At 67.2% G+C, this 18,647-nt stretch carries 11 protein-coding genes and 1 pseudogene; 6 read left to right on the top strand and 6 right to left on the bottom strand.

Annotated elements, in window-relative coordinates; translation table 11 throughout:
- Positions 1–150 precede the first annotated feature (150 nt).
- Positions 151–765 (top strand): 2OG-Fe(II) oxygenase, encoded by a 615-nt coding sequence (locus X946_RS10730; RefSeq protein ID WP_038746916.1) that lies wholly within the window; start codon positions 151–153, stop codon positions 763–765.
- 219 nt (positions 766–984) lie between these two features.
- Here X946_RS10730 and X946_RS10725 read toward each other — a convergent pair whose 3' ends face one another.
- Positions 985–2,574: an ABC transporter substrate-binding protein gene (locus X946_RS10725; RefSeq protein WP_038746912.1), complete on the bottom strand. Its 1,590-nt coding sequence runs from the start codon at positions 2,572–2,574 to the stop codon at positions 985–987.
- Between the two features lie 284 nt (positions 2,575–2,858).
- On the opposite strand from X946_RS10725, the gene X946_RS10720 reads away from it, so the two are divergent.
- The 3 genes from X946_RS10720 (at position 2,859) to X946_RS10710 (ending at position 6,497) form a co-directional block, all read left to right on the top strand.
- Positions 2,859–4,115: an oxalate decarboxylase family bicupin gene (locus X946_RS10720; protein ID WP_038746910.1), complete on the top strand. Its 1,257-nt coding sequence runs from the start codon at positions 2,859–2,861 to the stop codon at positions 4,113–4,115.
- A 130-nt stretch (positions 4,116–4,245) separates the two neighbouring features.
- Positions 4,246–5,559, top strand: coding sequence for an Nramp family divalent metal transporter (locus tag X946_RS10715; RefSeq protein WP_197422216.1), 1,314 nt, complete (start codon positions 4,246–4,248; stop codon positions 5,557–5,559).
- 290 nt (positions 5,560–5,849) lie between these two features.
- Positions 5,850–6,497 carry a hypothetical protein gene (locus X946_RS10710; protein ID WP_038746904.1) on the top strand — a complete coding sequence of 216 codons (648 nt, stop codon included), beginning with the start codon at positions 5,850–5,852 and terminating at the stop codon, positions 6,495–6,497.
- Positions 6,498–6,572: 75 nt separating this feature from the next.
- On the opposite strand, the gene X946_RS10705 is transcribed toward X946_RS10710, so the two are convergent.
- Both X946_RS10705 and X946_RS10700 read right to left on the bottom strand, forming a co-directional pair.
- Positions 6,573–7,481 (bottom strand): bestrophin family protein, encoded by a 909-nt coding sequence (locus X946_RS10705; RefSeq protein ID WP_038746901.1) that lies wholly within the window; start codon positions 7,479–7,481, stop codon positions 6,573–6,575.
- A 12-nt stretch (positions 7,482–7,493) separates the two neighbouring features.
- Positions 7,494–9,818: an FdhF/YdeP family oxidoreductase gene (locus X946_RS10700; protein WP_038746899.1), complete on the bottom strand. Its 2,325-nt coding sequence runs from the start codon at positions 9,816–9,818 to the stop codon at positions 7,494–7,496.
- Between the two features lie 177 nt (positions 9,819–9,995).
- Between X946_RS10700 and X946_RS10695 the strand changes: the two genes are divergently transcribed.
- Positions 9,996–11,414: an aminotransferase-like domain-containing protein gene (locus X946_RS10695; protein ID WP_038746896.1), complete on the top strand. Its 1,419-nt coding sequence runs from the start codon at positions 9,996–9,998 to the stop codon at positions 11,412–11,414.
- Positions 11,415–11,614: 200 nt separating this feature from the next.
- A pseudogene (locus X946_RS10690) lies at positions 11,615–11,896 on the top strand (DNA-binding protein); the annotation flags it as partial.
- A gap of 247 nt (positions 11,897–12,143) precedes the next feature.
- On the opposite strand, the gene X946_RS10680 reads toward X946_RS10690, so the two are convergent.
- The 3 genes from X946_RS10680 to X946_RS10670 form a co-directional block, all read right to left on the bottom strand.
- Complete coding sequence (locus X946_RS10680) at positions 12,144–12,887, bottom strand: transporter (protein ID WP_038746891.1); 744 nt, start codon at positions 12,885–12,887, stop codon at positions 12,144–12,146.
- Between the two features lie 71 nt (positions 12,888–12,958).
- Positions 12,959–15,745: a magnesium-translocating P-type ATPase gene (gene mgtA / locus X946_RS10675; RefSeq protein ID WP_081989497.1), complete on the bottom strand. Its 2,787-nt coding sequence runs from the start codon at positions 15,743–15,745 to the stop codon at positions 12,959–12,961.
- A gap of 766 nt (positions 15,746–16,511) precedes the next feature.
- On the bottom strand, positions 16,512–18,119 hold the full coding sequence (locus X946_RS10670; protein ID WP_081989496.1) for a S8 family peptidase: 1,608 nt from the start codon (positions 18,117–18,119) through the stop codon (positions 16,512–16,514).
- Positions 18,120–18,647: the final 528 nt, after the last annotated feature.

The following is an 18,647-nucleotide window of genomic DNA, read 5'->3' as shown; positions in this document are numbered from 1 at the left end:
CCGGCCCGCGTTCCGCGCGTCGTGCATCAGGCATCAGGCATCAGGCATCAGGCATCAGGCATCAGGCATCAGGCATCAGGCGGCGCGTGCGCGGCAGCTTCGGCGGCGCGCGCGTCGCATCGAGCCGTCATCGACATTCACGGAGACACGATGGACATTTCAACTCCGCCGCGCGCGCCGCACGCGTGGCAGGACATCACGATCGTCGACGATCTGCTGCCGCCGCGCGAGCACGCGGAGATCTACCGGTTTCTGTCGACGGGCGAGTGGCGTCACGGCTGGCGCTCGCACGGCGGCGCGGATACGCAGCCTTTCTGGAACCGGCATTTCGCGGGTGCGACGGACCCCGCGCAGCCGCATGTCGGGCCGGGTGCCGCCGACGAGCTGGCGCGCGCCGCGCCGCCGCTGCACGCGTGCTGGCGGCGGCTCGCGCAGACGCACCTGAAGCAGCACGCGCTGCGGAGCTGCTACGCGAACGGTCTGCCGTACGGCGCCGACGGTTCGGTGCATGCGGATTCGCTCGCCGCAGGCGCGTGCACGGCGGTCTATTACCCGCACGAGCATTGGAACCCCGATTGGGGCGGCGAGACGGTCCTCTTCAACAAGGACCGCAGCGACATCCTGAGCGCCGTGTATCCGAAGCCGAACCGGCTGCTGATCTTTCCGGGCTTCGTTTATCACGTCGCGCGGGGCGTGTCGCGCGCATGTCCGTCGATGCGCATCACGCTGATGTTCAAGACGCAGTGGCTGCCGCCGCGCACGTGACGCGCGCGGGTTTCGCGGCGCGGCGGCGAACGCATGCGCCGCCGCGAGCGGGCCGCGGTTTCCCGACAGGACTGACACGCGGGGCGATGCGATGCCGGATGTCGAGACCGGCGACGATCGCGACGTCGTGACGTCGTGACGTCGTGACGTCGTGACGGAGCGCGGCAACGCGGGCATACGGGCATACGGCCGCACGGGCATGCGCGCGCGCCGACGTCGCTACTTCTTCAGCGTCTGATACGACACGAGATCGTTGATCGGCCCGATCTCCGGCCCGGTGACGCCCGGCCGCGTCGCGACCTGCACGACCTTCTCGAACATGATCACGAACGGCGAATTCGCGAGCACCGCCTTCTGCAGCGCCTGATATTCCTGCGCGCGCTTCGCGGTCGACGGCTCGGCGAGCGCGGCGTCGGTCTTCGCGGTCAGCTCCGGCACGTCCCAGCCGTTGCGCCATGCGAGCAGCTTGTGCGTTGCGTTGTCCGAATTGTCGGGATTCCAGGCGAAGCCGCGCGCGTTGCTGTTCGGGTCCATGTAATCCGGCGACCATTCGCCGATGAAGATGTCGTGCTGGCGCGCGCGGTACTTGCCGATCGCCTGCTTCGCGTCGCCCGGGATCAGCTTCACCTTGATTCCGCCCTGCGCGAAATTCGCCTGCAGCGCCTGCGCGATCTCGACGTACGGGTAATCGTTCGGCATGTCCATCGACACCGCGAAGCCGTTCGGCAGCCCGGCCTTCGCGAGCAGCGCCTTCGCCTTCGCGACGTTCTGCCTGTACGGATTCGCGTTCAGCGCGCCGAGGAAGCCGTCCGGCAGGAAGGTCTGATGCACCTTGTACGTCGTCCTGACGATGCCGCGCTGGATGCCGTCGTAATCGACGAGCCACTTCATCGCCTCCTGCACCTCGGGCTTCGCGAGATTCGGATTCCTCGTGTTCAGGCTCAGATACAGCAGCGCGGACACGGGCCATGACGCAACCTTGATCTTGCCCGCCTTCGACAGCGCGTCGAGGCTGTCGGGGCTCAGGTTGCGCGCGGCGTCGACGTCGCCGTTCTCGAGCAGCAGGCGCTGCGCGGACGCTTCGGGCACGTGCCGCAGCACGATGCGCTTCATCGGATAAGGCGTGCGATAGCCGTCGAAGCGTTGCAGCACGAGGCTCTCGTTCGGCGTCCACTTGACGAGCCGGTACGGGCCCGAGCCCGCGTCCGCGTTCTTCAGCCACGCATTGCCGAAGTCGCCGTTCTTCTCGTGCGCGAGCAGCAGCTTCTTGTCGACGATCGACGCCGGATCGGCGCTCAGCACGTTCAGCACGAAGCTCGGCGCGTACTTGCGCTCGGTCTGGATCGATACGGTCATGTCGTCGATCTTCTTCACCTTCTGCGCGACATTGTCCTTCGTGAGGCCGAGGTCCGCGAGCACGCCGGCCGGGCCCTTGTCGAGCAGCACCGTGCGCTGCAGCGACCACGCGACGTCGTCGGCCGTCACCGGATTGCCCGAGTGGAACTTCAGGCCGGCGCGCAGCTTGAACGTGTAGGTGGTGCCGTCGGCGCCGACGCTCCACGACTGCGCGATCTTGCCTTCGAACTTCGACGGATCGCGCAGATCGACGCGCACGAGCCGTTCATATGCATTCGCGACGTATTCGGACGGCACGAGCTCGTAGATCTCGCTCGGATCGAGCGTCGTGAACTCGCCGAGCTGCGTCGCGATCACGAAGATGCCGGGCGGGGTGGCGGCGTGCGCGCAGAACGCGGGGGCCAGCGCGACGAGCGCGGCGCTCGCCGCGAGCTTGGACAGCAAGTGCTTCATCGAGACTCCGTCGGTAAGGGTGCCGAGCCCGATTCTCTCATTGTCGGGCGTGTTTCAGAAACCTCGGCGGCCGGGATGCCGCGGAGCGGCAACCGCCGCCGCGCGGCCGTCCGAATATTACAAACTTAAAGGGAATCAGATTAATTCATCGGTTCAGGTTAACAAGTCATTTAATTTTTTTGATTATTTGTATTTAACTTGCATGGCAGGATGTCGATTTAAAGAAAGTCGAATCGATATTCCGTGGCATTCATTTTTTTGTTAAGACGATCGAAGAGGTGAACATGACGAACCTGTCCCGACGCAAGATGCTCGCCAATACGGCCGGCGCGCTCGCCGCAGCCGGCATCGCGGTTTCCGCGAAGGCCGCTTCGTTCGGCAATCCGGACAGCCCGCCCGAGGGCGCGGTGAATGCGCGCAATTCGCAGAGCCTGACCGATCCCGGGCCGAAAAATCCGGCGCTGATGAAGGAATTTCCGTCTATTCAGAATCCGCCGGCCACCGATATCAACGGAATGCCGATTTTCTGGGCGTCATTCAATAATTCGCACAAGCGAATTCAGAACGGCGGCTGGGCGCGCGAAGTCACGCAGGACGATTTCGCGATTTCCGAAACGATCTCCGGCGTCAACATGCGGCTCACGCGCGGCGGCATTCGCGAGATGCACTGGCACCAGCAAGCCGAATGGGCGTTCATGCTCGACGGCCGCTGCCGGATCACCGTGCTCGACGAGGAAGGGCGACCGTCCGTGCAGGACGTGAAGGCGGGCGACCTCTGGTATTTCCCGCCCGGGCTGCCGCATTCGCTGCAGGGGCTCGGCGTAGACGGCGCCGAATTCCTGCTCGCGTTCGACAACGGGCGCGCGTCCGAATTCAACACGCTGCTGGTGACGGACTGGATCGCCCACACGCCGCCCGACGTGCTCGCGCTGAACTTCGGCGTGCCCGCCGGCGCGTTCTCGAACATTCCGCTCGACGACCTGTGGATTTTTCAGGGCGACGATCCGGGGCCGCTTGCCGACGCGCAGCGGGCGTCGGCTTCGTCGCGCGGCGCGCCGAGGCATCCGTTCATCTTCTCGATGGGCGACATGAAGCCGAACGTGCAGACGCGCGGCGGCGAGGTGCGGATCGTCGACAGCGCGAACTTCGACGTGTCGAGGACGATCGCCGCCGCGCTCGTCACGGTGAAGCCGGGCGGCATGCGCGAGTTGCACTGGCATCCGAACGCGGACGAGTGGCAGTACTACATCCGGGGCGAGGCGCGGATGACGGTGTTCGACACGGGCCCGAAGGCGCAGACGGCCGATTTCCGCGCGGGCGACGTCGGCTATGTGAAGAAGAGCCTCGGCCACTACGTGCAGAACACGGGCGCGACCGATCTCGTGTTCCTCGAGATCTTCAAGGCCGACCGCTACGCGGAAGTGTCGTTGTCCGACTGGCTCGCGCACACGCCGCCGAAGCTCGTCGAGGCGCATCTGAACGTCGCGCCCGACGTGATCGCGCGCTTTCCGCGCAACCGGCCGGACGTGGTGCCGGCGTAAGCGCGGCGCCGGCCGCGCCGCGCGGTCGTGGGGCGGGCGGGTCTCGTGGCCCGCCGCGCCGCGCATTCCGAACGCTTCCAAGCGCTTCGGAATGCTTCAGAACGCTTCAGAACTCGAACGGACAAACACCATGCTTTTCTCCACCACGATGAGCAAATCCGCAGGCGAATTCGCGCTGGCCGGCGAGGCGAGCTCGCGCACCGTCCGCGCGGCGCGCGACGCGCTCGAAGGGCGCCGCAAGGGCGTCGCGGCCGCGCTGCCGTTCGTCGGCCCGGCCGTGATCGCGTCGATTGGCTATATGGACCCCGGCAACTTCGCGACGAACATCCAGGCGGGCGCCGCATACGGCTACGAACTGCTGTGGGTCGTGCTGGCCGCGAACGTGATCGCGATGCTGTTCCAGGCGATGTCGGCGAAGCTCGGCATCGTGACGGGCCGCAACCTCGCCGAGCTGTGCCGCGAGCAGTTTCCGCAGCCCGTCGTCTGGGGCATGTGGGCGGCGTCGGAAATCGCCGCGATGGCGACCGACCTCGCCGAATTCCTCGGCGGCGCGCTCGCGTTCGGCCTGCTGTTCCATCTGCCGCTCGTCGTCGGCATGGGCGCGACGGCCGTGCTGACCTGCGCGATCCTCACGCTCGAGAAGCGCGGCTTCAGGCCGCTCGAGGCCGCGATCGCGGCGCTGGTCGGCGTGATCGGCGCGAGCTATCTCGGCGAGCTGCTGATCGCGCCGCAGGACTGGCACGCGGCCGCCTACCATCTCGTCACGCCGCAATTGCGGGACGGCGCGGCGCTCACGCTCGCGGTCGGCATCATCGGCGCGACGATCATGCCGCACACGCTCTATCTGCACTCGAGCCTCACGCAGCGGCGCACGACGCCGCGCGACGATCGCGAGCGCCGGCTGCTGCTGCGTTTCTCGAACCGCGAGGTGGCGCTCGCGCTCGGCGCGGCCGGCTTCGTGAACATCGCGATGGTGATGATGGCGTCGTCGGCGTTCCACGAGACGATGCCGGGCATGGCCGATATCGGCGACGCGTATCACACGCTGATTCCGCTGCTCGGGCCGGCGGCGGGCGCGCTCTTTCTCGTCGCGCTCTTCGCGTCCGGCGTGTCGAGCTCGGTCGTCGGCACGCTCGCGGGGCAGGTCGTGATGCAGGGCTTCCTGCGGCGCCAGGTGCCGATCTGGGTGCGGCGCGTCGTGACGATCGCGCCCGCGTTCGCGATCGTCGCGCTCGGTTGCGACGTCACGCGCGCGATGGTGATGAGCCAGGTCGTGCTGAGCCTCGTGCTGCCGCTGCCGATGGTTGCGCTGCTGCTGCTGTCGAGCCGGCGCGCGGTGCTCGGCGACTACGCGCTGCGCATGCCGATGCGGGTCGCGGCGAGCGTGGCGGCCGCGACGATCGTCGCGCTGAACGTGTATCTGATCTGGGCGGCGTGCCATTGACGCGGCATCGCGTGTCGATCGGGGCAATCGGCGCGGGCGCGATGTCCGATGTCGGCTCCCGATTGCTTCTCGCAGTAGTCCCAATGATCAAAGCATAGTTATCGATGAATTCTTGTTTATCGACTAATCATGGATAAAACGCGTCGTATGCGCGATCGGCTCTGATTCTATGGCATCATCGATCGCCGATGTCCGATCGACGCCGAATCGATGAAATCGGCCGAAAAGCGGCCGAAACTGCGGCCTCGGCGATGCATCGATTTCACTCTATTTATTTATAAGATGGCCCAATGACAAAATTCAAAAAGCGGATTCTGCTATGCGCATTATTCGGCGTGCTGAGTTCCGTGGTCGCACAGGCGGCGACGATCGGCGGTGAAGCGGACGAATACTCGCCCGCGACCGTATGGACGCCCCCGAAGGGAGACGATTTCTCGGGCTGGCGAACCTGCAACGGCAATCAGGCCTGCCTGATCGACTATCTGAAGAAATCGGGCGCGAGCCGGCAGGCGATCGCATTTCTCGAGGCCGACAACGACGGCGGATATCTGAGTTCGTTCAAGGAAATGGGGCGTGTCGATTTGGGCGTGGTCACCTATCCGGGGCGGGCGAACACGAACGAAGCGTACGTGCTGCTGAACGGCGTGCCGCCGCTCGTCACGACCGAGTTGATCGACTCGGTCGATATCAGTCGTGCGCGGGGCTACAGCGCACTCAAGAAGAAGTATCGCGCGCTCGAGATGTGGGGCGCCGGCGCGCGCTTCGTCTCGGCGGCCGATACGCGCGGGCACGGGCAGCGTTTCGTGTTCGCCTACGAGCTCGTGGACGGCTGTCACGCGTGCGGCACCCAGCATGTCGCCCATGTCGCGTTCGATTTCGATCGGGCAGGCCGGTTCAAGGGCACGAAGCTGATCAAGCTGACTCGCGACGCTCATTGAGCAACGCGCGAGCGTCGCCGTGATCGGCAGGCGCCGATTCGATCGGCACCGCGTCCGGGCGGCGCATCGCCGCCGTCACGTCAGCCGGTGGCTCTCCCCGGCGCGCATTTCGTCCGGCAGCGGCAGGCCGGCCAATTCGAGCAGCGAGCGCTCGATCTGCCGCGTCAGCGCATCGAGCGCGAGATGGTTCGGCCCGTCGCCGAACGGATCGGCGATCTCGCCTGCGATCGCGTCGAGCGCGATCAGCGTGTACGACACGAAAACCGAGACGAACGGCGTCGCGATGCCGATCGAATCGACGAGCCCGAACGGCAGCATCACGCAGTACGCGTAGACGGTCCGGTGCAGCAGCACGTGATACGGAAACGGGATCGGCGTGGACGCGATTCGCTCGCAGCCCGCGAGTTTCGCGCCGAGCTCGTTGAGTTGCGCGTCGAGCATCCACAGCTGCGTGTCGGTCAGCGCGCCGCGACGATGCCGGTCGGCGAGCCGGCCGCGCAGCGCGTGCAGGATCGCGTTCGGGCGGAACTGCGCGGCGAGCGTCGGCGCGATCCAGTCGGCGGGCAGGCGGCGGCGCAGGTCGTCCGCCGGATCGGTGCCGCGCAACTGATGCTTGAGCGCGTGCACGAAGCCCGCGGCGGCGCGCGCGAACGCGGCGCCGTCGGCCGTCGCGTCGTAGCCGATCGCTTGCGACGTCAGCGCGCGCGCCGCCGTCAGCACGCCGCCCCACAGCTTGCGCGCCTCCCAGTAGCGGTCGTAGCTCGCGTTGTTGCGGAACGCGGCGAAGATCGCGAGCGCGAGGCCGGCGAGCGTGAACGGCGTCGGATTGAGCGGCACCTTCTCGCCGAGAATGCGCCCGTCCGTCAGCAGCGCGACGACGCTCACGGCGCTCATCAGCGCGAGCTGCGGCAGTATCGACGGGAGCACCGAACCGTTCCAGACGAACAGCATCCGGAACCAGTGCTCGCGCGGCCTGACGATCATGCGGAGCCCGCGTTACGCCGCCCGCGGCGCGTGGGCCGTGCACCGGTGCATCAGCACCGGAATCGACTTCGACGTCGGCGTGTTGCAGACGTCCCCGACGCTGTCGAGCGGCACGAGCGGATTCGTCTCCGGGTAGTACGCGCCGAGACAGCCGCGCGGAATGTCGTACGCGACGAGCAGGAAGCCTTCGACGCGCCGCTCGATGCCGTCGTCCCACACCGTCTCGAGATCGACGCGCTCGCCCGCCTCGAAGCCGAGCATCGCGAGATCGTCGGGGTTCGCGAACACCACGCGCCGCTGCCCGAACACGCCGCGATAGCGGTCGTCGAGCGCGTAGATCGTCGTGTTGTACTGATCGTGCGAGCGCGTCGTCATCAGCGTCATCAGCCGCTTGCCGTGGCGCGCGCGGGCGCGCTGGATCGGCGTGTCGGCGGGCAGCGCGTGGGCGATGAAGTTCGCGCGGCCGCTCGGCGTGAGCCATTCGCGCTCGCGCGACGCGATCCGCAGATGGAAGCCGCCTGGCCGCGCGATCCGCGCGTTGTAGCCGTCGAAGCCTTCGATGCTCGCCTCGATCGCGTCGCGGATCTTCGCGTAGTCGTTCATGTAGCCGAGCCAGTCGATCTTGTCGCCGCCGAAGAGCGCGTGCCCGAGCCGCGCGACGATCGCGATCTCCGACAGCAGGTTCGGCGACGCCGGTTGATTCATCCCGTACGACACGTGGACCATGGACATCGAATCCTCGACGCTCACGCCCTGCGCGACGCCGTTCTGCCGATCGATCTCGGTGCGGCCGAGCGTCGGCAGGATCAGCGCTTCGCGGCCGTGCACGAGGTGACTGCGGTTGAGTTTCGTCGTGACGTGGACGGTCAGGCCGCAATTGCGCAGGCCTTGCCAGGTGCGCGGCGTGTCGGGCGTGGCCATCGCGAAATTGCCGCCGAGGCCGATGAACACGTTGACGCGGCCGTCGAGCATCGCCTCGATCGTCTCGACGACGTCGTAGCCGTGGCCGCGCGGCGGCGCGAAATCGAACGTGCGGCCGAGCCGGTCGAGAAACGCGTCGGACGGCTTCTCCTCGATGCCGACCGTGCGGTTGCCCTGCACGTTCGAGTGCCCGCGCACGGGGCAAAGGCCCGCGCCCGGACGGCCGATGTTGCCGCGCATCAGCATCAGGTTCGACAGCATGTGCACGGTCGCGACCGAGTGCTTGTGCTGCGTGATGCCCATGCCCCACGTCGCGATCACGCGCTCGCCGCGCACGTAGATTTGCGCGAGCGCGTCGATCTGCTCGCGCGGCACGCCGCTTTGCGCGACGAGCGCGGCCCAGTTTTCCGCGCGCAGATCGGCCGCGAACGCGTCGAAGCCCGCCGTGTGCGCGGCGATGAACGCGACGTCGAGCACGCGCGCGTCGCCGTGCTCGCGGGCCGCGTCGTCGAGCTCGAGCACGCGCTTGGCGACGCCCTTGAGCAGCGCGAAGTCGCCGCCGACCTGCGGCTGCACGAACGTCGACGCGATCGGCGTGCTCGACAGCGTCAGCATCTCGGCCGGATGCTGCGGGCTCGCGAAGCGCTCGAGCCCGCGCTCCTTCAGCGGGTTGACCGATACGATCGTCGCGCCGCGCTTCGCGCACGCGCGCAGCTCGCCCATCATCCGAGGGTGGTTCGTCGCCGGATTCTGGCCGAAGATCAGCAGCGTGTCGGCCAGCTCGAAATCGTCGAGCGTGACGGTGCCCTTGCCGACGCCGACCGTGGCCGGCAGCCCGCGGCTCGTCGCCTCGTGGCACATGTTCGAGCAGTCGGGGAAGTTGTTCGTGCCGTAGTAGCGCACGAGCAGCTGGTACAGGAACGCGGCCTCGTTGCTCGCGCGTCCCGACGTGTAGAACGCCGCGCGGTTCGGATCGTCGAGCGCGCGCAGGCGTTTCGCGATCAGCTCGAACGCGGCGTCCCATGCGATCGGCACGTAGCGGTCGCTGGCGGCGTCGTAGACCATCGGATCGGTGAGGCGGCCGTGCTGCTCGAGTTCGTAATCGGATTGATCGAGGAGCGACGTGACCGTGTGCTCGGCGAAGAACGCGGGCGTCACGCGCTTCGCGGTCGCCTCCGCGGCCACCGCCTTCACGCCGTTCTCGCAGAACTCGAACGTCGACGCATGCTCGCGGTCGGGCCATGCGCAGCCGGGGCAGTCGAAGCCGTCCGGCTGGTTCTGACGCAGCAGCGCGCGGTAGTTGCCGCCCGGCACCTTTTCCTTGAACAGGTTGATCGCGACGTACTTGAGCGCGCCCCAGCCGCCCGCCGGGTGGGCGTACGGCGCGATGCGCGCGTCTGGTTCCTTGATTTTCATGTCTTCGAGAGTCCGAGCGCCGGTTGGGGACGGCGACGGAACGAAGCGTACGCGCACGGCGGCGCGGCCCGGGAGCACACCTCCCCGGAAAGAAAAAGAATACAGTTCGCAATTCTGGTGCGTTGCGTCAATAAACTGTACTCTTTCATATCGACAAATGAATGAACGGGGCGAGCGGTGAAGCGCTACGAACAACTGGCGGACGACATCGACGCGATGATCCGGCGCGGCGTCTACCGGCCGGGCGAGCGGATTGCGTCGGTGCGGCAGGCGAGCCGCCAGCACCGGCTGAGCGTCACGACCGTCGTGCGCGCGTATCTGGTGCTCGAGAGCCGCGGCGCGATCGAAAGCCGGCCGCAGTCCGGCTACTTCGTGCGTGCGCGGCAGGAGGCGCCGGAGCTGGAGCTGCATGCGTCGGCGCCCGTCGCGGTGCCGTCGGCCGTCGACGTGAGCCGGCTCGTGCTGTCGACGTTGCGCTCGATCGCGCGCGACGACGCGGTGCCGCTCGGCTCGCCGTACCCGGACGCGACGCCGTTTCCCGCGCAGCGCATCGCGCGGCACGCGCACGCGATCGCGCGGCGGCGTACGCGCTGGGGCGTGATCGACGATTTGCCGCCCGGCAATCCGGAGCTGATCCGGCAGATCGCGCGCCGCTACCTGGAAGGCGGCGTCGCGGTCGATCCGGACGAGATCGTCGTGACGATCGGCGCGACCGAGGCGATCAATCTGTGCCTGCAGGCGGTCGCGAAGCCGGGCGACACGATCGCGGTCGAATCGCCGACGTTCTACGCGATGCTGCACGCGATCGAGCGGCTCGGGATGCGCGCGATCGAGGTCGCGACGCATCCGGGCGAGGGCATCGACCTCGACGCGCTCGCGCGGATTCTCGCGCGCGAGCGCGTCGCCGCGTGCATGGTGATGCCGAATTTCCAGAATCCGCTCGGCTTCCTGATGCCGGACGAGCGCAAGCGCGCGCTCGTCGAGCTGCTCGCGCGGCACGACGTGCCGGCGATCGAGAACGATGTCTATCACGAGCTGTATTACGGCGCCGCGCGGCCGAGCACGCTGAAGGCGTTCGATTCGCGCGGGCTCGTGCTGCATTGCGCGTCGTTCTCGAAGAGCCTGTCGCCTGCGTACCGGATCGGCTGGGCGATGCCGGGGCGCTACCGCGATCGCGTCGAGAAGCTCAAGTTCCTGAACACGCTCGCGACGCCCGCGATCGACCAGCTCGCGATCGCCGAATATCTGAAGCACGATGGCTACGACCATCATCTGCGGCGGATTCGCAAGCTCTATGCGCAGCAGGCGAGCATGATGGCGGCGATGGTGCGGCGCTTCTTTCCGGACGGCACGCGGCTGTCGCAGCCGCGCGGCGGCTACGTGCTGTGGGTCGAGCTGCCGCACGACGTCGATGCGATGGAGCTGTACCGGCTCGCGCTCGCGCAGAAGATCACGCTCGGGCCGGGGCACATGTTCTCGACGACGCTCGCGTACCGGCATTGCATCCGGTTGAACTACAGCTATCCGTGGTCGCCGCAGATCGAGGCGGCCGTGAAGACGCTCGGCAGGCTGGCCGCGGTGTGTGCGAAGCGATGACGGCCGAGGCGGCGATGACGGATGCGATGGGCGACGAACGCGACGTGCGCGACGTGCGCGACGAACGCGGTGAACTCGTTGAATGCGTTGAATGCGTTGAATGCGTTGAATGCGTTGAATGCGTTGAATGCGGTGAATACGGCGAGAGCGGTAAGCGGGGCGAACGTCCGGCAGGCGATGAACGCTCGACGTCGCCGAACGGCGACGACGGCCTTGATCCGGCGATCGTCGCGGTGCTGCTGCAATTGCGCGAAGCGGCCGACGACGCGCGCGGCGCGCCGTGGTCGCTCGCGAAGCTCGGCAAGCGCGCACGCGTGCCGATGAGCGTGCTGCGACGCACGTTGACGCAGCTCGATGCGTCAGGCCTCACCGAGACGACAATGCGCGACGACGGCACGGGGCGCGCGGCGCTGACCGCGCAGGGGCGCGAGTTGTGCGATGCGCTTTTCGGCGGCGGCACGGCGGCGCGCGGCGACGGCTGACGCGGCCGTGGGTGGCTCGCATGAGCGCAGGAGGGCGCGCGGCCGTCACGAAGCGCCGACGCACGCGCGATGCGGTTCGCGCGATGAAACGAGACCGGCGAAGCGGGGCCGGCGATATAAGGCCAGTGATACAAGGCCGGCGATACAAGGCCAGTGATACAAGGCCAGTGATACAAGCCCGGCGATACAAAAGAGAGCGGGGCGGCCGACAGCCCGCCCCGCCGTCACGCTGCCGCGGCTACGCGGCTCACCACCGCACGGTGATCCCCGCCATCAACGAATGATCGTAGATCTGATCGTTGAGCCCGCGCCGATAGCCGACGTCGAGATCGAGCCAGTCGCGCGGCGTGTAGATCGCGCCCGCGATCACGTACGCCGGATTCGCGCTGGCGCCGCGTTCGGAATTGCGCGAGATGCCGATGTCGATGCCGAGCCGCAGCTTGTCCGTCGCGCGATAGATGATCGCGCCGGACGCCTGCCAGATCGACGTGAGGTTGTCCTGCCGATTCGACTGGTACATGAGGCCCGCGTTGGCGAGCAACTGCACGCGCGCGATGTCGTACTGCGCGAGCAGCGTCGCGCCGGCGTTGACGCGGCCGTTGCCGAGTCCGCGCGCGTCGTGGCCGGCCGGCATCGTGAAGCGAGGTTTCACCGCGATGCTGAACGGCCCATGTTCGAGCACGCGCCACTTCGCGCCGATCTCGACGTCGCCGAAGCCGGAGCCCTGCTCGTCGGAGCGCGTCTGCACGTGCGTGTACGGCGCCTGCACGTACAGGTCGACGCGCTCGCCGAAGCCGCGCGTGAGCGTCGTGTTCCATAGCTGCTGGCGGCCGATGTCGGGCTGCTTCGACGTGCGCTCGACGTTCAGTTCGTACTGCCAGTTGCCGTCGCCCTGCGTGTTCGTGTCGTCGGACGTGAACGGGTGGTCGGCGTGCGCGCCGGCGGGCGTGAAGAGGGCGCCCGCGGCCGCGAGCGGAAGCATTCTTTTCATATCGTCACCTTCGATGAAACGAGCGGCCGGCGCGCGCGGCGCGCGGCCGGATGCAGCGTGGAGGCGTCGCGTCAGAACCACTGCTTGTAGCGACGGACGTAGAGCGTCTTCACGATCTGCGCGAGCGCGATGTAACCGGCCATCGTCGCGACGAGCCACAGCCAGTAGTCGCCGGGCAGGCGGATGAAGCCAAGCGCTTGCCCGAACGACGAGAACGGCAGCCAGCAGCCGATCGCGATCGCGGTCGTCGTCGACAGCAGCACGGGCAGCGATGCGGTGCTCTGCAGGAAAGGAATCTTCTGCGTGCGCAGCAGATGGACGACGAGCGTTTGCGACACGAGGCTCTCGACGAACCAGCCGGAGTTCATCACGAGCTGGCCGGCGGCGCCGCCTTGCGCGTGGTAGAGCGCGCCCGCGCCGAACACGGTCCACATCAGCACGTACGTCGTGATGTCGAACACGGAGGACGTCGGTCCGACCCACAGCATGAAGCGGCCGATGTTCTTCGCTTCCCACTTGCGCGGCTTCTTCAGGAACTCGGGGTCCATCTTGTCCCACGGCAGCAGCATCTGCGACGTGTCGTAGATGAGGTTCAGCACGAGCATCTGCACGGCGAGCATCGGCTCCCACGGCAGAAACGCGCTCGCGACGAGCACCGAGAACACGTTGCCGAAGTTCGAGCTCGCGGTCATGTTCAGGTACTTGAGGATGTTGCCGAACGTCTCGCGGCCCTTGATCACGCCTTCCTCGAGCACCATCAGGCTCTTCTCGAGCAGGATGATGTCGGCGGTTTCCTTCGCGATGTCCGCGCCGCTGTCGACCGAGATGCCGACGTCGGCGTCGCGCAGCGCGGGCGCGTCGTTGATCCCGTCGCCGAGGAAGCCGACCGTGTGGCCGTTCGCCTGCAGCGCCTTCACGATGCGCGCCTTCTGCAGCGGCGTGAGCTTCGCGAACACTGTCGTGCGCTCGACCGCCTTTTCGAGCGCCGCGTCGTCGAGCGCCTCGATTTCGGCGCCGACGAGCGGCTTGCCGGGCTCGAGGCCGACTTGCCGGCACACGTTCAGCGTGACGGTCGGGTTGTCGCCCGTCAGCACCTTCACGGCGACGCCGTTCTCGCGCAGCGCGGCGAGCGCAGGCGCCGCCGATTCCTTCGGCGGATCGAGGAAGGTCAGGAAGCCGCGCACGACGAGGTCGCGCTCGTCGGCCGTCCGGTATTGCTCGCGTTCGTCGCCGCGCGCAATCGCGCGGGTCGCGACGATCAGCACGCGGAACCCGTCTTCGTTGTACGCGCTCGCCTGCGCGAGCAGCCGCTTGCGTTCGACGAAATCGAGCGGGCGCACGCCTTGGTCGTCCTGAACATGCGTCGACGCCGCGAGCATTTCCTCGACCGCGCCCTTGCAGACGAGCAGGTGCGTGCCGCGCGGATCTTCGACGACGACGGACAGGCGCCGCCGCACGAAATCGAACGGCAGCTCGTCGATCTTGCGATAGCCCTGCGGCTTGATCCAGTCGCCGAGCTGGTTCGCGCGATTGACGATCGCGATGTCGATCAGGTTCTTCTGGCCGCTCTGATGGAAGCTGTTCAGCCAGCCGAGACGCAGCACGTCCTCGTTCTTGCGGCCGGATGCGTCGAGGTGATGCTCGAGGATGATCTTGTCCTGCGTGAGCGTGCCCGTCTTGTCCGTGCAGAGCACGTCCATCGCGCCGAAGTTCTGGACGGAGTTCAGCCGCTTGACGACGACCTTGCGCCGCGCCATCGCGACCGCGCCGCGCGCGAGGTTCGCGCTCACGATCATCGGCAGCATCTCGGGCGTCAAGCCCACCGCGACGGCGAGCGCGAACGTGAGCGCGCTCAGCCAGTCGCCTTTCGTGAAGCCGTTGATCATGAAGACGACAGGCACCATCACGAGCATGAAGCGGATCAGCAGCCAGCTGACGCTGGATACGCCGCGATCGAAGCTCGTCTCGATCCGCTTGTGGCTGACGACGTTCTTCGCGAGCGCGCCGAAATACGTATCGGCGCCCGTCGCGACGACGACCGCGGTCGCGGTGCCGCTCACGACGTTGGTGCCCATGAAGCACACGTTCGCGAGATCGAGCAGCGAGCCGTCGTGTGCGGCGTGCTCGGCGCGGGACGCGCCGCCGCCGGGGCCGCTCGCCGGTTCGGCGGATTTCTGCGCGACGGCGCCGAGGGTGTCGTATTTCTCGACGGGCAGCGATTCGCCCGTCAGCACGGCCTGGCTGATGAAGAGGTCGCGAGACGAGATGAGCCGCACGTCGGCGGGGATCATGTCGCCGGCGGAAAGATGCACGATGTCGCCGACGACGACGTCGCGCATCGGCACGTCGTGCTTGATCGGCCCATTCGCATCGTCGGTGCGGCGCTGCACGGTCGCGGTGGTGCGGACCATCGCCTTCAGTTTTTCGGCCGCGCGCAGCGAGCGGAATTCCTGCACGAAGCGCAGCAGCACGCTGATCGTGATCATCGACAGCAGGATCGTGATCTTGACGTAGTCGCGATCGTCCGGCTCGGCGAAGTAGACGTCGGTGAGGAAGCTGATCGCGGCGAGCACGAGCAGCACGTAGACGAACGGATTGTTGAACGAGCTCAACAGCTGCCGGGTCCAGTGCGGCGGCTTGTCGTGTGCGATTTCGTTCGGGCCGTCGCACAGCAGGCGGTCCTTCGCATCGGCGGTCGTGAGGCCGCGCTCGCTCGTGCGCAGATTGGCGAGCGTGTCGGCGAGCGGTCGAGCGGATTCGTATTCGATGCGCATCGGGCGGCGATCGTCGCCGTCGCCCCGCGTACCGTAATGGAGGAATCCGCGTTGCTTGTTTTTTGAAGGAGTGCGTTGTGTCATCGGTCGCTCCGTGTGCCGCGCGCGGCGGGCGGGGAGCGCCGGCGTCATCGAGGGCCGAGCGTCTCCCGCCGCCTCGCGTCGCGCGCGTTCGGCTGAGTGAGTGGGAAATCGGGATCGCTCGCCGGCGCAGCCGACGCGACGCGCGCGTCGCGCGGCATGACGCCGGCGAGCGGTAATCGGCTACTGTCGTCTGCTTCCATCTGGACTCCTGTCGATCGTGGGGCGGACGCGAGGCGGCGTCCGGGAGGAGGACTGCGCACGGCGGGCGCATGCGAAATCGGCGCGCACACGCACGCGGCGGCGGCGCGCGAGCGCATGCGCCCGCGTGCACGGCGCAGGCCGTGCATCGTGCGAACGAGCGTGCACGACGCGCGCATGGCGGCGCATGCGTCGTTCGTTCGGAAAATTCGTGGCGGGAAGATCGGGCCGAGACGGCCGGAAAGACGCCGCATCCTGCTGGCCGGGATGCGGCAGAAGCGTTGGGGGCTCTGCGCGAATGCCTCAGTCAGCAGTCAAGCCGGTGCAGGACCGACTACAACTCGCATCGGTGTTCACGGAACACTCCAAGTATCAAGACGGGGCGATGGTAAAGGGTCGGCGTACGAAGCGTCAAGCTTTTTACAGCGCGCTTACGCGACTTGCGCGCATATTCGCGGGCGGTGCGATGTGCGATTCGTGCCGGGCGACGGCGGCCATGCGTGGCCGCAAGCGCGAGCGGCCGCCCGTTCGGGCGGCCGCCGCATGCGCGCGTGATTGCGGCGCTCGCCTATTTCGTTGCGGACGCAACCACTACGCCCGCATCGGCGATGCCCGCGCCCGGCGCGCGCGCGAGGCAGGATGTCGTCGATGGCGACGGCCGTGCGGTGCCTGCGAGCTTCTGGGCGATCTGGGCGGGCGTCAGGTTCGGATTCGCCGACAGCATCAGCGATGCGATGCCTGCGATCTGCGGCGCGGCGAGGCTCGTGCCGCTGTGCGTGCCGTACGCGTCGGTGGTCGGCACCGTCGTGCCCGCATTGGTCGTCGACAGGATGTTCGAGCCCGGCGCGCTCAGCGTGATGTCCGTGCCGAAGTTGCTGTACCACGCGCGCTGGCCCGTGCTGTCGGTCGCGCCGACCGCGATCACGCCCTGGCAGTTCGCCGGGCGATCGAGCGTCGTCGCTTGGCCGTCGTTGCCGGCCGAGACGACGACGCTCACGCCTTTCGCGATCACGTCGTTGATCGCTTGCTGGAACGTGTCGCCGCACGTGCCGGTGCCGCCGAGGCTCAGGTTGATCACCTTCGCGGGCGTCAGGTTCGTCGGCGCGCCGGCGACGGGCAGGCCCGCCGCCCAGCGCATCGCGTCGGCGATGTCGCTCGTCGCGCCGCCGCACTTGCCGAGCACGCGCACGGGCAGGATCTTGCCGTACCAGTTGACGCCCGCGATGCCGATGCCGTTGTTCGCGGCGGCGCCGATGATGCCGGCGACCTGCGTGCCGTGCCAACTGCTGTTCGACGGCCCGCTCGCGCATTGATAGAACGGGCTCGACGGATCGGTCAGCTCCTGCTGCGTGACCCAGTCGCCCGGATCGGTCGCGTCCGGGCCGCGGCCGTGGCCGTTGTTGCCGGTGTTGATGTCGGTGATGAAGTCATAGCCGGGCAGCAGGTTCGCGATGAGGTCCGGATGCGGGCGATAGCCGGTGTCGAGCACCGCGGTGACGATGCCCGGCGAGCCGGTCGTCACGTTCCATGCGTTCGGCAGATCGATGCCGGCCGTCGGATCGAAGTAGTTCCATTGCTGCGCGTAGTCCGGATCGTTCGCCACCGTGCGGGCGAACACACGCCGGTCGGGTTCCGCGTACGCAACGTCGGGGTCGGCCGCGAACGTTTGCGCGAGTGCGCTGGCCGTATCCGCGTTCATCTTTTGTCCGAGTGCGAGCAGCGTGGCGCCGCCCGACATCGTCCGCTCGACCTGCACGGCGCTCGTCGGCGCGACGTTTTGCGCATAGGCGCGAGCGGCGCCGCTCTTCGTGTTCCATTGCGACATCACGCGCTGGATCACCGCATCCAGTCGCGTCGCGCCGTTCGTCGCGGCCATGATGCGCGCGCCCGATCCCGCCGTCGCCGCCGCGTCCTGCAGCTTGACGATCAGGTGGTCGACGGGCGCGTCCTGCGAAACGGCGCTGGAGGCGAGCTGCGCGCTTGCGGCTGTCGATGCGGCTTGCGTGACGGGGCAAGCGGCTGTCGATGTCGACGAAGTCGCGGATTGCGACGAACCCGATGAGGGGGCAGGTGTCGGCGCCGGAGCCGGCGTCGGCTGTGCGGCTGCCGAAGGGGTGCTGCTTCCGCCCCCGCCGCCTCCGCCGCCGCAACCGGCGAGCGGAACGAGGAAGGACATGGAGAGAATGCCGGCCACTGCGCGGGCCTGGCCAAACCGCGTCTTGTCAGGATTGCTACGTTTGTTGTACATGGTGCCTCTCCACCCGTGGGTTCGAAACCGCATGCGCGGTCAACGCGGTCAAGGCCATGGCGCGGGAGGTCGCTGAGCATCCTCGTCCTCGTTGCATCCCGTACGTCGCCAGGTCTTGTTCTGAATCCGTCGGGCTCGTGCGCGCCCGATCGGAGTTACTGGTGTGAGTAACGGCTGCGTTTAACAATTCTTGATAGTCTTTCGGAAAATATAGTCGCTTGCCGCACAAAATCACGAGCATTTTTGGTGTACGAAGCGGCCTGGTTCGAGATTATTTTTTGAGATAAGCGGGGGAAACGGAGAACGACCGTATAAAACGGCCAATCGGATGCGCGCTCGGCGCATATTCGGCATGCGGGCGCGTCATCGAGCGGAAAGGCGAGGCCGCCGCGCGTCGGGGCTCGAAGTTTTTGATCGCATTACGATCGCATTTCTTCCGGCTTTTCCTCGCGAAAA

Origin of the sequence: Burkholderia sp. ABCPW 111 (assembly GCF_000773065.1) — a bacterium.
Taxonomy (GTDB): Bacteria; Pseudomonadota; Gammaproteobacteria; order Burkholderiales; family Burkholderiaceae; genus Burkholderia; species Burkholderia savannae.
This window is presented reverse-complemented; position numbering and strand designations above follow the sequence as displayed.

Bases quoted from the DNA above. Each gene is read 5' to 3' on its own strand.
- X946_RS10705 (WP_038746901.1), bottom strand. From the start codon at position 7,481: ATGATCGTCAGGCCGCGCGAGCACTGGTTCCGGATGCTGTTCGTCTGG.
- X946_RS10715 (WP_197422216.1), top strand. From the start codon at position 4,246: ATGCTTTTCTCCACCACGATGAGCAAATCCGCAGGCGAATTCGCGCTG.
- mgtA (WP_081989497.1), bottom strand. From the start codon at position 15,745: ATGACACAACGCACTCCTTCAAAAAACAAGCAACGCGGATTCCTCCAT.
- X946_RS10725 (WP_038746912.1), bottom strand. From the start codon at position 2,574: ATGAAGCACTTGCTGTCCAAGCTCGCGGCGAGCGCCGCGCTCGTCGCG.
- X946_RS10700 (WP_038746899.1), bottom strand. From the start codon at position 9,818: ATGAAAATCAAGGAACCAGACGCGCGCATCGCGCCGTACGCCCACCCG.
- X946_RS10680 (WP_038746891.1), bottom strand. From the start codon at position 12,887: ATGAAAAGAATGCTTCCGCTCGCGGCCGCGGGCGCCCTCTTCACGCCC.
- X946_RS10730 (WP_038746916.1), top strand. From the start codon at position 151: ATGGACATTTCAACTCCGCCGCGCGCGCCGCACGCGTGGCAGGACATC.
- X946_RS10670 (WP_081989496.1), bottom strand. From the start codon at position 18,119: ATGTCCTTCCTCGTTCCGCTCGCCGGTTGCGGCGGCGGAGGCGGCGGG.
- X946_RS10710 (WP_038746904.1), top strand. From the start codon at position 5,850: ATGACAAAATTCAAAAAGCGGATTCTGCTATGCGCATTATTCGGCGTG.
- X946_RS10720 (WP_038746910.1), top strand. From the start codon at position 2,859: ATGACGAACCTGTCCCGACGCAAGATGCTCGCCAATACGGCCGGCGCG.